The following is a 14,220-nucleotide window of genomic DNA, read 5'->3' as shown; positions in this document are numbered from 1 at the left end:
CACGCCCGCACGGTGGGGTCGACCGCGATCCGGCGGACTTCCGGGCGGGCGTCGCGTGGCGCGGCCGGGTGCCGGTCCCGACGCCGTGCGCCGCACTGGGCCGGATGGTCCATTAGGGGCCGCTAACCCGGTCTCCCCCTGTGACATCCCCCTATGCCCGAGCCGAACCGGGACGTAGCGTCCTCCCATGTCGCCCAGGGTCGTCGCCGCCGTCGTCGGTGTCGCGTTCCTCCTGGCCGGGCTGCTCATCCTGCTCCTGCCGCTCACCACCGACTCCGCCGAAGGCGTCACGATCGCCTGCGGCAACGGTGTGGGCATGGGGTTCGACGCCGTGGCGGTCGAGGCGGAAGGCGCGGCGTTCGTGCGGATCTGCGAGCGGCTGCGGGGGCAGCGGTTGTGGTGGGGGATACCGGTCGGCGCGGTCGGGGCGGGGTTGTTGGTCGGGAGTGCGGTGCGCCGGTCGCCCCGGTAGCTACCTGTCGGTAGGTTCTAGCGCATGAGGTGGATGGTCTACGGCGCGTACGGCTTCACCGGCACGTTGGTCGCGGAACTGGCGGTGCGGCGGGGGCTTTCGCCCGTGCTCGCCGGGCGGGACGCGGCGAAGCTCCGCCCGCTGGCCGACCGGCTGGGGTTGGAGCACCGGGTCTTCGGGCTCCCGGACGCGGCACGGGCGCTCGCGGACGTGGACGTGGTGGCCCACTGCGCCGGGCCGTTCTCGGCCACCTCCGGGCCGATGGTGGACGCCTGCCTCCGGAGCGGCACGCACTACCTCGACATCACCGGGGAGATCGACGTCTTCGAGGCCGTGGCGCGCCGGCACGAGGACGCCGAGCGGGCCGGTGTGGTGCTGCTGCCCGGCGCGGGGTTCGACGTGGTGCCCACCGACTGCCTCGCGGCGATGCTGCACCGCGCCCTGCCGACGGCCACGCACCTCGACCTCGCGTTCGTCGTCCAGGGCGGAGCGAGCGCGGGCACGGCGCGGACGGCCGTCGAGGGGTCCGGGGGCGGCGGGCGGGTGCGGGTGGGCGGTGAGATCCGCGGCGTCCGGCTCGGCCACCGGCGGCGCACGGCGCACTTCCGCGACCGGCCGCGGGAGGTCGGGGCGATCCCGTGGGGCGACGTGAGCACCGCCTACCGGTCCACCGGCATCCCGAACGTCACCACGTTCACCACGATCCCCGGCGCGCTCGGCCGGCTCCAGCCGCTCACCGCGCCACTGCTGCGGGCCGCGCCCGTGCGCCGGCTGGCCGACGCCCTCGCCCGGCGCGTCGGCGGCCCGGACGACGCCACCAGGGCCAGGACGCGCTGCGAGGTGTTCGGCGAGGCGTGGGACGGCGAGGGCAACCGGGTCCGCGCCGCGCTCACCGGGCCGAACGCCTACGACCTCACGGCCGACTCCGTGGTCAAGGCGGTGCAACGCCTCGCCGACGCGACGCCGGGCGCGCACACGCCGTCCAGCGCCTTCGGAGCGGATTACGTCCGGGCGCTGGACGGCGTGGTGGTCAGCGAGCCGACAGCAGTGAGGTGACCTCCTGGGCCGCGCTGCCCGCCTCGAGCAGGTGGCGCAGCTCGTCCGGCAGCACGTCGCCGCGCTTCTGCACGGCCTGCGCGTACAGCCGCCCGGCCCGGTACGACGAGCGGACCAGGGGACCGGCCATGACGCCGGAGAACCCGATGCGCTCGGCGGTCTCCTTGTGCGTCACGAACTCCTCCGGCTTCACCCACCGCTCGACGGGGTGGTGCCGGGGCGAGGGCCGCAGGTACTGCGTGATGGTGATGATCTCGCAGCCCGCGTCGTGCAGGTCCTGCAGCGCCTCGGCGACCTCGTCCGGCGTCTCGCCCATGCCCAGGATCAGGTTGGACTTCGTCACCAGGCCGGCCTCGCGGGCCGCGGTCAGGACCTCCAGCGACCGCTCGTAGCGGAACCCGGGCCGGATCCGCTTGAAGATCCGCGGCACCGTCTCCAGGTTGTGCGCGAGCACCTCGGGCCGGGACGCGAACACCTCGGCCAGCTGCTCGGGCACCGCGTTGAAGTCGGGGATCAGCAGCTCGACGCCGGTGCCGGGGTTCATCGCGTGGATCTGGCGGACGGTCTCGGCGTACAGCCACGCGCCGCCGTCGGGCAGGTCGTCACGCGCCACCCCGGTCACGGTCGAGTACCGCAGACCCATGGCCTGCACCGACTCCGCCACGCGCCGCGGTTCGTCGCGGTCGAGGTCGGCGGGCTTGCCGGTGTCGATCTGGCAGAAGTCGCAGCGTCGGGTGCACTGCTCGCCACCGATCAGGAAGGTGGCCTCCCGGTCTTCCCAGCACTCGTAGATGTTGGGACAACCGGCCTCTTCACACACCGTGTGGAGGCCCTCGCGTTTGACCAGGCCCTTGAGCTCCCGGTACTCGGGGCCCATCTTCGCCTTGGTCTTGATCCACGAGGGCTTCTTCTCGATGGGCGTTTGGCTGTTGCGGACTTCCAGCCGCAGCAGCTTCCGACCTTCAGGTACGACGGTCACGACCTCAACCCTACGTCACGAGGGGTCCGGCGCGACGCCCGTCAGCTCGGCCGTCAAGTCCCACAACCGGTTGGCCGCGAGCTGGTCGCGGGAGGCCGGGGTGGAGCGCGCCGGGGCGGGGTGGCCGCGGGTCTCGCGGAACCCGTCCGGCCCGTAGTAGCCGCCCGGTTCGACGTCCGGCGAGGTGGCCGCGTAGAGCTGCGGCAACGCCCCGAGCGCGACCGGTTGCGAGAACAGGTCGCTGATCTTCGTGCCCAGGCCGAGCAGCGGGTTCCCCCTGGCCCGCGCCATGTTGGCGCTCAGCTCGGTGGCGGTCGCGCCGGGGTGGGCGGCGACCGACGTCACGTCCACGCCCGCGGCCCGCGTCCGCCGGTCCAGCTCCCGGGCGAACAGCAGGTTCGCCAGCTTGGACTGCCCGTACGCGGCCCACGCCGAGTACCGGCGCGCCTCGTAGTTCGGGTCGGCCAGGTCCACCCGGCCGATCCGGTGGAGCAGGCTCGACACGGTGACCACGCGCGCTCCCGGCCGGGTCCGCAGGGCGGGCATCAGCAGCCACGTCAGCGCCGCGTGGCCGAGGTGGTTGGTGCCGAACTGGGTCTCGAAGCCGTCGGCGGTGCGGCCCTTCGGCACCGCCATCACGCCCGCGTTGTTCACCAGCACGTCCAGCGCGTCACCGGTGCGCTCGCGCACCCGCGCGGCGGCCGCGCGGACCGACGCCAGGTCGGCCAGGTCCAGCGGCACGACCTCGGCCCGGCCGCCGGTGGCGAGCACCTGCTCCAAGGCCCGCCGGCCGCGTTCGGCGGACCGGCACGCGAGCAGCACGTGCGCGCCCTTCTCCGCCAGCACCTGCGCGGTCCGCAGGCCCAGGCCCGAGTTGGCCCCCGTGACCAGCGCGGTGCGCCCGCCCTGGTCGGGGATGTCGGCGGTGTCCCACTTGCGGGTGTTCCACTTCGGCATGCCCCACACCTAACCGGCGCTCAGGCGCTCTTGGCGAGCCCGCGGCGCCGGTCGGGCACGACGGCGGCCGGGCCGGAGCGCAGCAGGTTCGCGAACGCCGCGCCCACGCGGGTGATCTCCGCGGCCGGCTCGGACAGCTCCGCGAGGCCCGCGGTCAGCGCCAGCATCCGCTGCTCGCGCCCGATCGCCCCGGCGTCGGTCAGGTGCGCGTCGAGCACCGCGCGCAGCACCGGCTGCTCGGCGGCCAGGGCGCGCCAGGTGCGGGCCACGGTCTCGACGCGGTCGTCGTCGCTGTCGGCCAGGGCCGTGCCCAGGCGGCCGGTGAGCTGCTGCATCCAGCGGTAGTGCAGGGCCAGGAGCAGCTCGTCCCCGGTGGCGAACAGGTCGCGGTCGAACGTCAGGGGCGCGGCGGGGTCCGCCGCCGCGGCGTGGAGCACGGCGTCCAGAGCGTCGCGCCGCCGGTAGAAGTCGGTCCAACCCATGATCACGCCCTCCTCTCGTCGTGACCGGCGTCATACCCCAGGTCTGTCGCATACCGTCGGTATGGCCGATGAGACGAACATACCACGGGTACGTACCGTCGGTATGTCGTACGGTTGTGAACGTGGTGACAGTGCGGTCGAGGCGGTTGGACTACTCGGAGTCGACGAGGCGCGCCCTGGTGGACAGCGCCGTGGAGCTGTTCACCAAACGGGGGTACGCGGGCACGTCCCTGGACGAGGTGGCCAAGCGGGCCCGGCTCACCAAAGGCGCGCTGTACCACCACTTCAGCGGCAAGCAGGCGTTGTTCGAGGCCGCCTTCGACTCGGTCGAGACGAAGTTCATCGAGAAGCTCGGCGAGATCGTCAGCGCGCCCGGCGACCCGTGGGACACCGCCATCGCGGGCCTGCGCGCGTACGTCCGCGTCTGCCTGGAGCCCGCCTACCAGCGGATCGTGATCCACGAGGCCCCGGTGGTGATGGGCTGGGAGCGCTGGCGCGAGGCCGAGGAGCACTTCAGCTACGGCCTGCTGCGCTCCACGATCGAGGTGCTGGTCACCTCCGGCGAGCTGGAGCAGCTGCCGGTGGAGACGATGAGCAGGCTGCTGTTCGGCGCGCTGTCCGCCGGCGCGAGCACCATCGCGGGCTCGTCGGACCCGCGCAAGGCCAGCGCCGAGGTGGAGCGCACCATCGTGCGCGTCGTGGAAGGGCTCCGCGTGCGCGCCGACGCCCCCGCCGAGGAGCCCGCCGCCGACGACAGGCGATCCAGGTCACGGCGGCGGTGACGACGCTCGGATCGCGACGTCCCCACCCACCCGACTAGCGTCACCCGGGTGGAACTCCGCATCTTCACCGAGCCCCAGCAAGGGGCCTCCTACGACGACCTGCTGGCGGTGGCGCGCACCGCCGAGGCCGCGGGCTACGGCGCGTTCTTCCGCTCCGACCACTACCTCAAGATGGGCGGCGTGGACGGCCTGCCGGGCCCGACCGACGCCTGGATCACGCTCGCGGGCCTGGCCCGCGACACCGAGACCATCCGGCTCGGCACGCTGATGACCGCCGCCACGTTCCGCCACCCCGGCCCGCTGGCCATCTCCGTGGCGCAGGTGGACCAGATGTCCGGCGGACGGGTCGAGTTCGGCCTCGGCGCGGGCTGGTACGAGGCCGAGCACACCGCGTACGGGCTGCCGTTCCCGTCCACGGTCGAGCGCTTCGAGCGGTACGAGGAGCAGTTGGAGATCATCACCGGCCTGTGGAACACGCCGGTCGGCGAGACCTTCGACTTCACCGGCACGCACTACCGGCTGGCCGACTCGCCCGCGCTGCCCAAGCCCGCGCACAGGATCCCCGTGCTGGTCGGCGGCACCGGCCGCAAGCGCACGCCGGCGCTCGCCGCGCGGTTCGCGGACGAGTTCAACCTGCCGTTCCAGCCGGTGGACAGCGCCGTCGAGGTGCTCGCCCGGGTCGACGCGGCGTGCGCCGAGATCGGCCGCGACCCGGCCGAGATCACCCGGTCGGCGGCCCTCGTGGTGTGCGTCGGCCGCGACGACGCCGAGGTCGCCCGCCGGGCCGACGCCATCGGCCGCGAGGTGGACGAGCTGCGCCGCAACGGCCTGGCCGGCACGCCGGACGAGGTGGTCGACCGGCTCGGCTCGTGGCGCGAGAAGACCGGCATCGACCGCGTCTACCTCCAGGTGCTCGACCTCGCCGACCTCGACCACGTGGAGCTGGTCGCGGCCGCCGTCGCGCCGCAGCTCCGGGGCTGACCGGCCCGTCGCGGGGGTGGGCGGCCCGAGCGCCTGCCCACCCCCTACGACAGGCTCGCCCGGAACTCCCGCAGCACGACGGGCTCCAGCAGGGCCCGGCGGACCAGCCCCGCCAGCTCGCCGGCCCGGCCGGCCCACGGCTCGTCCACCTCCTCGACCAGCACGGCCGCGCTGCCCACCGAGCCGTCGTCCCGCCGCACGCCGAAGCCGACCGCGACCACGCCCGGCAGCGACCCGCCCGCGAACCCGACGCCCGCCACGCCCGGCGGCAGCGGGTGGCCGAGGTCGGCGTCGGCGCGTTCCAGGTGCGCGCGGGCGAGCGGCACGGCGGTCAACGCCCGGTGCGCCCGGTTCAGCCCCGCCGCCGTGCCCGTCCACGTGCCGCCGGCCCACGGACGCCGCCCCTCGGGGCTGCGCGGCACGTCGGGCAGCCGCCCGATCACCTCCAACTGCAACCGCGGGTCGTCGAGGTACCGTCGCACGTCCACCCGGCGGCCGAGCACCAGGCGCAGCACCTCGCCCAGGACCTCGGGCACGGGCAGCGTCGGCCACCGCGCCGCGGTCTCCCGGAGCGCCTGTTCGCCCAACCGGTGCCGCAGGAAGTCCGCCGCCGCGTGGTCGCCGTGCCGGACCGCGGCCGCGACCAGGTCGTCCAGCGTGACGGCGTGGTGCGGGTCGTCGGCGACGACGCCGTTGGTGGAGCGGATGCCCAACGCGCGTAACGACGCCTGGTGCGCGCCACCGCCCACGTCGAGGTGGTACCGCTCCCACTCGCCGACGCCGACCCGCTCCTCCGGCCGCGCCGCGCCCGCCTCGACGGCCCGCGCGTACGCGCCCAGGTGCACCACCGCCACCGCCGACGCCAACGGCTGCCGCTCGTCCGGCCGGTGCGCGACCCGCCCGCCGCGCCCGTCGTCCAGCACGGCCGCCACCTGCCGCCGGTGGGCGCGCAACCAGCCGAACCAGTCGTCCGGCCCGGCCGTCGCCGCGGCGGTCGCGGTGGGCGCCAGCGTGGCGGCCCCCGCCACGCCACAGGTGCGGAGCAGGTCTCGTCGGGTCAGGAGCACGACGACTCTCCCCTCTGGTCATCCGTGATTACGGAACCTAGAGAGGTCGGATGGGCTTGTCAGGAGCCGGACGGATCAGCCGCGCACGGCGAACGTCACCCCGGCCGCGACCGGCCCCGACCGGTCCAGCGTCCGCTCGGTCACCGGCAGGTCGCCGTTCAACGCGTCCACGACCGCCTCCCGGACCAGCGGCAGCACCTCGGCCACGGTCACGGCCCGGCCCAGCTCGTGCGACAACGACGCCACCCCGGCGTCCCGGATGCCGCACGGGATGATGTCGCCGAACGCGGACAGGTCGGCGTCGCAGTTGATCTCGAACCCGTGCATGGTGACGCCCCGCTGCACCCTGATCCCGATCGCCGCGACCTTGCGCTCGCCGCCCCGCTCGTCGGCCGGGATCCACACCCCGCTGCGGCCCTCGACGCGCCCCGTGCGCACGCCCAGCCGATCGCACACGTGGATCAGCGCCTGCTCCAGCCGGCGGACGTACTGCACGACGTCCAACGGCTCGGCCAGCCCCACGATCGGGTAGCCGACGAGCTGGCCCGGCCCGTGCCAGGTGATCTTGCCGCCCCGGTCCACGTCGATGACCGGCACGTCGCCGCCCCTCGGCCGCTCCTCCGGCGAGGTGCGCCGGCCGCAGGTGTAGACGGGCGGGTGCTCCAGCAGCAGCATCGTGTCGCCGATCGCGCCGTCCGCGCGGGCCTCGGCGAGCTCCCGTTGCAGGTCCCACGCGGCCAGGTAGTCGATGGTGCCCAGCTCGCGCACCTCGATCGGGTCCGTCGAGGTGCGGCAGGAAAGGTCAGGACTGCTCACGTCTCGACCCTACGCCCACGGGCAGCAACCCCAGGGCACGGGCGACGACGAGGCCGACGCCCACCACGGCGAGCACCGCGCCGAGCGTGTCGGTGAACCAGTGCATCTCCAGCACGACCCGGCTGGCCGCCGTGGCGAGCACCGCCGCGCACGCCAGCGCCACCGCGAGCCGCAGGCGCCGGCGCGCCATCCACGCGCACAGCACCACGCCGGTGAACGCGACCGCCGTGACCGCCGTGACGTGCCCGCTCGGGTAGGACCACTTCGGGAAGTCGATCGGCCGGACCCGCTGGTAGGCGTGCCGGGCGAACACCGTGGCCCAGCAGACCGCGAGCAGCGCCGCGCACCGCGCCACCACCGCGTCCCGGGCCAGGAACGCCCGCAACCCCAGCGACACCAACGCGATCGTGGCGAGCCCGGGGCTGAGCACGAAGCTCACCACCGCGGCCGAGTGCACGAACCCCGGCCCGAGGTCCACCGCCGCCTGGTGCAGCTCGCGGTCCAGCGCCGGCGGCCGGTGCCGGACGGTCAGGCCCAGCACCGCCGAGGCCAGCGCCAGCACGACGCCGACCAGCGCGATCACCGGCCGACGGCCGCCGCCACGGCGGCCTCCAGCGCCGGGTGGTGGAACCGGAAGCCGGCGCGTTCGAGCACCCGCGGCACCGCGCGCTGACCGGCGAGCAGACCTTCGTCCGCCATGTCGCCCAGCACCGCCCGCAACGCGAACGCGGGCGCGACCCACGGCGTCGGCCGGTGCAACGCGCGCCCGACCGTGCGGGTGAACTCGGCGTTGGTGACCGGGCTCGGCGCGGTCACGTTCACCGGGCCGGCCACGTCGTGCTCGACCACGAACCGGATGGCCGAGACCGCGTCGTCCAGCGAGATCCACGGCAGGTACTGGCGGCCGTCGCCCAGCCGCCCGCCGAGGAACGCCGAGAACAGCGGTCTGATCTTGCCGAACAGGCCGCCGGACGGGCTGATCACGAGGCCCGTGCGCAGCCGCGCCACCCGGGCGTGCCCCTCGGCGGACGCGGTCGCGGCCTCCCACCGGCGGCACAGCTCCGCCAGGAACCCGGCCCCGGACGGGCTCGTCTCGTCCACGACCTCGTCGCCGGTGTCGCCGTAGTAGCCGACGGCGCTCGAGTTGACCAGCACCGGGACGCCGTGCTCGGCCACGGCCGCGGCCAGCACCTCGGCCGGGACCGTGCGGCTGTCCAGCAGCACCTGCTTGCGCGCGTCGCTCCACCGCTTGTCCCCGACGCCCGCGCCGCACAGGTTCACCACCGCGTCCACGCCGTCGAACGTGCCGGCGTCGATCCGGCCGGCGGGCGGGTCCCAGCTCCGCTCGTCCGGCGCCGCGGCCGGCCGCCGGACGAGCCGCAGCACCTCGTGCCCGGCGCCGCGCAGCGCCACCACCAGACTGGTGCCGATCAAGCCCGACGATCCCGCGATGACAACCCGCATGGGTTGATCGTCTCGCAGCGGGGGCGCCGTTGCACAGCGGCGAACGTGTCACCCGCACCACGCGCGAAGGCCGCCCCCGGCGCACCGGGAGCGGCCTTCGCGGGTCGTGCCGTCAGAGACCCAGGTCGGCCTCGAACGCGCCCTCCTCCAGGCGGTTCTTCACCGTGGTGAGGAACCGGCCCGCGTCCGCGCCGTCGACCAGCCGGTGGTCGTAGGTCAGCGCCAGGTAGGCCATGGACCGGATGGCGATGGTGTCGTCGCCGTTCTCGTCCGTGATCACCACCGGCCGCTTCTTGACCACGCCCACGCCCAGGATGCCGACCTGCGGCTGCTGGATGATCGGCGTGTCGAACAGCGCGCCGTTGCTGCCCAGGTTGGTCAGCGAAAACGTGCCGCCGGTCAGCTCGTCCGGGGTCAGCTTGTTGGCCCGCGCCCGCGCCGCCAGGTCGCCGATCTTGTGCGACAGGCCGGCCAGGTTCAGGTCGCCCGCGTTCGCGATGACCGCGTTCAGCAGGCCGCGCTCGGTGTCGATCGCGATGCCCAGGTGCTCGGCGCCGTGGTACACGACCTCCTTCTTCTCCTCGTCGATCGAGGCGTTGAGCACCGGGTGCTGCTTGAGCGCCTCGACCGCCGCCTTGGCGAAGAACGGCAGGAACGTGAGCTTCGTGCCCTCGCGCTGCTCGAACGCCGCCTTGGCCTTGGCGCGCAGCCGGGCGATCTTGGTGACGTCCACCTCGAACACCTGGGTGAGCTGCGCCGAGACCTGGAGCGACTCGCGCGTGCGCTGGGCGACGATCTGGCGCAGCCGGGGCAGCTTCTGCACCGTGCCGCGCTTGCCGCTGGTGTCCGCCGGCGCGGTGGCGACCCGCTGGGCGGGCGCGGACGCGGGCGCGGCGGCGGCCGGCTTGGCCTCCTCCTGCTTCGGGGCCTTCGCGGCCTCGACGGCGGCCAGCACGTCCTGCTTGCGGATCCGGCCGCCGACGCCGGTGCCCTTGAGCGTGGACAGGTCGATGCCGTTCTCCGACGCGAGCTTGCGCACCAGCGGCGTCACGTACGGCGCGCCGTTGGACGACTCCTCGGCGGGCTTGGCCTGCTCCTGCTTCGGGGCCTCCTGCTTCGGGGCCTCGGGCGCGGGCGCTTCCTGCTTCGGCGCCTCCTGGGCCGGGGCTTCCTGGGCCGGGGCCTCGGCGGGCTTCGGGGCCTCCTGGGCCGGGGCCGGCGCGGGCTTGGGGGCCTCCTGGGCGGCCGGCGCGGGCGAGCCCGAGCCGATCACCGCGAGCTTGCCGCCGACCTCGACGGTCTCGTCCTCGCCGGCGGTGATCTCCAGCAGCGTGCCCGCCACCGGCGACGGGATCTCGGTGTCGACCTTGTCGGTGGACACCTCCAGCAGCGGCTCGTCGACCTCGACCGAGTCGCCGACGGCCTTCAGCCACCGGGTGACGGTGCCCTCGGTGACGCTCTCGCCCAGCGCGGGCATGGTCACCGGGGTGCCGTCGGCCGAGCCGCCGCCGGACTGCGCGGGAGCCTGGGCCGGGGCCGCCTCGGCCTGCGGGGCCGGTTCCGGTTCCGGCTCGGGCGCGGACCGGGGCTCCGGCTGCGCTTCCTCGGCGGGCGCGGTGGCCGCGCCCGTGGTCGAGTCGGACTCGTCGGAGGACCCGGAGCCCGAGCCGTCGCCGATGACGGCGAGTTCCGCGCCGACCTCGACGGTCTCGTCCTCCTGGGCGACGATCTTCTGGAGCACGCCCGCCGCGGGCGAGGGGATCTCGGTGTCGACCTTGTCGGTGGACACCTCCAGCAACGGCTCGTCGACCTCGACGCGGTCACCCTCCTGCTTCAACCAGCGGGTGACCGTGCCCTCGGTGACGCTCTCGCCGAGTGCGGGCATTTGGACGGAGAAGGCCATCGTTCGCTGACTCCTCGTGCGTAAGTCGGGGATCGGCTGACTGGGGTGCGACGGTCAGCCGTGCACGTGCAGCGGCTTGCCGGCCAAGGCGAGGAAGGCCTCGCCGAGGGCTTCTGTCTGGGTCGGGTGGGCGTGGATCAGCGGAGCCACGTCCTCGGGGTAAGCCTCCCAGCTGTAGATGAGCTGGGCCTCGCCGATCAGCTCGCCGACCCGCTCGCCCACCATCGTGACACCGACCACCGGGCCGTCGGGCGCCTTCACGAGCTTGACGCCGCCGGCGGTCTTCAGGATCTGGCTCTTGCCGTTGCCCGCGAGGTCGTAGACGAACGTCTCCGCGGAGCCGTACTTCTCCTTGGCCGCGGCCTCGGACAGGCCGACCGACGCGACCTCGGGCTTGCAGTAGGTCACGCGCGGGATGCCCGCCTCGTCGATGACCTTCGGGTTCAGCCCGGCGATGTCCTCGGCGACGAAGATGCCCTGCTGGAACCCGCGGTGCGCGAGCTGCAGGCCGGGCACGATGTCGCCGACCGCGTAGACGCCCGGCAGGTTGGTGCGCAGCCGCTCGTCGGTGACGACGAACCCGCGCTCCAGCGCGACGCCCGCCTCCTCGTAGCCGTGGCCCGCGGTGTTGGGGCCGCGGCCGACGGCGACCAGCAGCAGGTCGGCCTCCAGCACGTCGCCGGACTCCAGGGTCACGGACACGCCGGACTCGTCCTGGGTGGCGCCGGTGAACTTCACGCCGGTCTTGAACTTGATGCCCCGGCGGCGGAACGCGCGCTCCAGCTGCTTGGACGCGTACTCGTCCTCGGCCGGGACCAGGCGGGGCAGCGCCTCCACGATGGTGACGTCCGCGCCGAAGGAGGACCACACGCTGGCGAACTCGACCCCGATGACGCCGCCGCCCAGCACGACGACCTTCTCCGGGATGAAGTCCAGGTTGAGCGCCTGGTCGCTGGTGATGACCCGGCCGCCGATCTCCAGGCCGGGCAGGCTGCGCGCGTAGGAACCGGTCGCCAGCACCACGTTCTTGCCGGTGTAGCGCTGCCCGTCCACCTCGACCGCGTTCGGGCCGACGAACGTGCCCGCGCCCTCGACCAGGGTCACCTTGTTGGCCTTGACCAGGCCCTGCAAGCCCTTGTAGAGGCGGCTGACCACGCCGTCCTTGTACGAGTTGACGCCCGCGATGTCGATGCCCTCCAGCGAGGACTTCACGCCGAACTGGTCACCCTCGCGCGCGTTGTCCGCGACCTCCGCCGCGTGCAGCAGCGCCTTGGTGGGGATGCAGCCGCGGTGCAGGCACGTGCCCCCCAGCTTGTCCTTCTCGACCAGGATGACGGACAGGCCGAGCTCGGCCGCGCGGAACGCGCAGGCGTAGCCGCCCGAGCCGCCACCGAGGATCACAAGGTCGGCGGAGGTGTCGGTCACGGGTTCTCCCTGGAGAGCTTGATGCCTTACTCCGCGCGGGTGCGCGCGTGTGGTTGCCATCTTGTCACTACCGTGCGAACGCCGGCGACGCGGTGTCCTGTTCGGAGGATTTGGCCCCGCTTTCACACGCGCGCCGGCACCATGGTCGCCTGAGGTTCCGGCAGGAGGTGGCCCGGTGGGCCTGTTCGACCGTTTTCGCAGGAAGCAGCGGCCGGGTGTGCTGCGCACGGCCACGTCCACGGACACCGGCCACCTGGAGCAGTGGGCGGCCGCGCGCCGGGGCGTGGAGGCGTACGTCGAACCGAAGACGACCGTGACGGAGACCACGGTCGTGCTCGTCGCGCACGACGGCGAGTGGACCCGGCGGCGGATCGACGGCACGGAGGGCGCGAAGCGCCTGGCCAAGAAGCTGGGCATCCCGATCTACGACGCGGGCATCGTCGGCTACCCCAAGCGGATGCGCGAGTACTCGCGGCGCAAGAACCAGTCCTGAGCCCCGGCGCGCCCGGGCGGCGCGCCGTGTCCGCCCGGGCTGTCTCACTATGTGGTGGTCGGCGTCCGTCACGTGGGAAACGGGCGGTCGAGCCCGGCCCACAGCGTCGCCACCAGGGCGCGCGGCTCGGTGGGCCAGTCGGTGAAGAACCCGAGGAACGCGTGGTAGTGGCACGCGCCCAGCAGCAGTTCCGCCGCGGACCGCGGGTCCACCGCCGCCGGCAGCCTGCCCAGCGCGCGTTCGGCCTCCAGGTACCGCGCGAGCGTTTGCGGGACGGTCTGCGGCCCGGTGTCGCGCGCGTTCAGCGCCTCGCGGTGGGCGGCGAGCAACGCCGGTTCGGCGAAGAGCGACGCCGCGATCGGGAAGGTGTCGCGGTAGAAGGCCATCGCGGCGGCGGCGATGTCGGCCAACGTCTCGCGCACGTCGCCGACGCCGGGTTCCAGCGCGGCCAGCCGGGCCGGGAAGTCGCTCGGCGCGCGTTCCCGCAGCACGGCCAGGAACAGCTCGGTCTTGTCGGCGAAGTGCTTGTAGAGCGCCGCTTCCGAGAAGCCCGCCGCCTTGGCGATCTCCTTGGTGGTCGCGCGCGAGAGGCCCTTGGTGCGCAGGACGTGGGCCGCCGCGTCGAGCATGCGGTCGCGTGTGCTCATGGGGCTACCCTAGTGGTTAGTGAGTGCTCACCAACCGGAGGGCGGACGCATGAGGATCACGGTTCTCGGCGCGAGTGGCGGCACCGGGACGAGGGTGGTGGAGCTGGCGCGGGAGGCCGGGCACGAGGTCACCGCGATCGTGCGCGCGCCGAACGGCCGCGACACCGTGGCCGACGTGATGGACCCGGGTTCGCTCGGGCCGCACGTCGCCGGCGCGGACGCGGTGGTGTCGGCGATCGGGCCGCGGGCGGTGGGGCGGCCGACGTCCGTGCAGACCGACAGCACGCGGTCGGCGATCGCGGCGATGGGCGCGCACGGCGTGCGCCGGCTGGTCGTGGTCAGCAACAGCGGCATGGTGACCGAGGGTGACGACCCGGTCAGCCGCTACCTCGTGAAGCCCGTTCTGCGGCGGGTGTTCAGGCACCCGTGGGGTGACATGGCCCGGATGGAGGACGTCGTGCGGTCGAGCGGTCTGGAGTGGACGATCGTCCGCCCGCCGCGGCTGACCGACGGGCCGCGCACGGGCGCGTACCGCACGGCGGTCGGCGTGAACGTGCGCGGCGGCCGGACGGTGTCCCGGGCCGACCTGGCGGCGCTGGTGGTGCGCTGCCTGGCCGACCCGGGGACCGTGCGCCAGGTGATCAGCATCGCGGACTGATCGGCGTCGAGCGCCGACCGGGCCGCAGGGCGATCGGG

The 14,220-nt window shown here is 73.9% G+C and carries 16 protein-coding genes; 6 read left to right on the top strand and 10 right to left on the bottom strand.

All coding sequences use genetic code 11. The annotated features are described in order from the left end of the window. Positions 1-187 precede the first annotated feature (187 nt). Positions 188-472 carry a hypothetical protein gene (locus ACWEFJ_RS27250; RefSeq protein ID WP_378093764.1) on the top strand — a complete coding sequence of 95 codons (285 nt, stop codon included), beginning with the start codon at positions 188-190 and terminating at the stop codon, positions 470-472. Between the two features lie 24 nt (positions 473-496). Next, a complete protein-coding gene (locus ACWEFJ_RS27245) occupies positions 497-1,528 on the top strand; it encodes a saccharopine dehydrogenase family protein (protein WP_449715442.1) in 1,032 nt (343 codons plus the stop codon). On the opposite strand, the gene lipA is transcribed toward ACWEFJ_RS27245, so the two are convergent. Genes lipA through ACWEFJ_RS27230 form a run of 3 tightly spaced genes read right to left on the bottom strand, consistent with a single transcriptional unit; the run spans position 1,503 to position 3,946 of the window. Then, a complete protein-coding gene (gene lipA, locus ACWEFJ_RS27240) occupies positions 1,503-2,507 on the bottom strand; it encodes a lipoyl synthase (protein ID WP_378093768.1) in 1,005 nt (334 codons plus the stop codon). The genes ACWEFJ_RS27245 and lipA overlap by 26 nt on opposite strands. 15 nt (positions 2,508-2,522) lie before the next feature. Next, on the bottom strand, positions 2,523-3,464 hold the full coding sequence (locus ACWEFJ_RS27235; RefSeq protein ID WP_449715441.1) for an oxidoreductase: 942 nt from the start codon (positions 3,462-3,464) through the stop codon (positions 2,523-2,525). A 20-nt stretch (positions 3,465-3,484) separates the two neighbouring features. Next, complete coding sequence (locus ACWEFJ_RS27230; RefSeq protein ID WP_378093772.1) at positions 3,485-3,946, bottom strand: hypothetical protein; 462 nt, start codon at positions 3,944-3,946, stop codon at positions 3,485-3,487. A gap of 131 nt (positions 3,947-4,077) precedes the next feature. Between ACWEFJ_RS27230 and ACWEFJ_RS27225 the strand changes: the two genes are divergently transcribed. Both ACWEFJ_RS27225 and ACWEFJ_RS27220 read left to right on the top strand, forming a co-directional pair. Next, positions 4,078-4,728 (top strand): TetR/AcrR family transcriptional regulator, encoded by a 651-nt coding sequence (locus ACWEFJ_RS27225; RefSeq protein WP_378093800.1) that lies wholly within the window; start codon positions 4,078-4,080, stop codon positions 4,726-4,728. A 48-nt stretch (positions 4,729-4,776) separates the two neighbouring features. Next, on the top strand, positions 4,777-5,709 hold the full coding sequence (locus tag ACWEFJ_RS27220; protein ID WP_378093774.1) for an LLM class F420-dependent oxidoreductase: 933 nt from the start codon (positions 4,777-4,779) through the stop codon (positions 5,707-5,709). 44 nt (positions 5,710-5,753) lie between these two features. Here the strand turns inward: ACWEFJ_RS27220 and ACWEFJ_RS27215 are convergent, their stop codons facing one another. The 6 genes from ACWEFJ_RS27215 to lpdA all read right to left on the bottom strand — a co-directional run bounded on the left by ACWEFJ_RS27215 (position 5,754) and on the right by lpdA (position 12,384). Continuing rightward, complete coding sequence (locus tag ACWEFJ_RS27215) at positions 5,754-6,776, bottom strand: serine hydrolase (protein ID WP_449715440.1); 1,023 nt, start codon at positions 6,774-6,776, stop codon at positions 5,754-5,756. Between the two features lie 75 nt (positions 6,777-6,851). Beyond that, positions 6,852-7,592, bottom strand: coding sequence for a lipoyl(octanoyl) transferase LipB (gene lipB, locus ACWEFJ_RS27210; RefSeq protein WP_378093778.1), 741 nt, complete (start codon positions 7,590-7,592; stop codon positions 6,852-6,854). After that, positions 7,579-8,175 (bottom strand): phosphatase PAP2 family protein, encoded by a 597-nt coding sequence (locus ACWEFJ_RS27205; protein ID WP_378093780.1) that lies wholly within the window; start codon positions 8,173-8,175, stop codon positions 7,579-7,581. The genes lipB and ACWEFJ_RS27205 overlap by 14 nt, the downstream gene beginning before the upstream one ends. Continuing rightward, complete coding sequence (locus ACWEFJ_RS27200) at positions 8,172-9,056, bottom strand: TIGR01777 family oxidoreductase (RefSeq protein WP_449715439.1); 885 nt, start codon at positions 9,054-9,056, stop codon at positions 8,172-8,174. Before ACWEFJ_RS27200 ends, ACWEFJ_RS27205 begins: the two co-directional genes overlap by 4 nt. A gap of 112 nt (positions 9,057-9,168) precedes the next feature. Continuing rightward, complete coding sequence (gene sucB, locus ACWEFJ_RS27195; protein ID WP_449715438.1) at positions 9,169-10,959, bottom strand: 2-oxoglutarate dehydrogenase, E2 component, dihydrolipoamide succinyltransferase; 1,791 nt, start codon at positions 10,957-10,959, stop codon at positions 9,169-9,171. Between the two features lie 54 nt (positions 10,960-11,013). Next, entirely contained in the window at positions 11,014-12,384 is a 1,371-nt protein-coding gene (gene lpdA / locus ACWEFJ_RS27190; protein WP_378093786.1) for a dihydrolipoyl dehydrogenase, read from the bottom strand. A gap of 175 nt (positions 12,385-12,559) precedes the next feature. Here lpdA and ACWEFJ_RS27185 point away from each other — a divergent pair, with 175 nt between their 5' ends. Further along, a complete protein-coding gene (locus tag ACWEFJ_RS27185; protein WP_378093788.1) occupies positions 12,560-12,877 on the top strand; it encodes an oxidoreductase in 318 nt (105 codons plus the stop codon). Positions 12,878-12,945: 68 nt separating this feature from the next. Here the strand turns inward: ACWEFJ_RS27185 and ACWEFJ_RS27180 are convergent, their stop codons facing one another. After that, positions 12,946-13,524: a TetR/AcrR family transcriptional regulator gene (locus ACWEFJ_RS27180; protein WP_378093790.1), complete on the bottom strand. Its 579-nt coding sequence runs from the start codon at positions 13,522-13,524 to the stop codon at positions 12,946-12,948. Positions 13,525-13,573: 49 nt separating this feature from the next. On the opposite strand from ACWEFJ_RS27180, the gene ACWEFJ_RS27175 reads away from it, so the two are divergent. After that, positions 13,574-14,182 carry an NAD(P)-dependent oxidoreductase gene (locus ACWEFJ_RS27175; RefSeq protein WP_449715437.1) on the top strand — a complete coding sequence of 203 codons (609 nt, stop codon included), beginning with the start codon at positions 13,574-13,576 and terminating at the stop codon, positions 14,180-14,182. The last annotated feature ends 38 nt before the right edge of the window (positions 14,183-14,220 follow it).

The sequence above is a fragment of the Actinosynnema sp. NPDC004786 genome (assembly GCF_053601135.1).
This window is presented reverse-complemented; position numbering and strand designations above follow the sequence as displayed.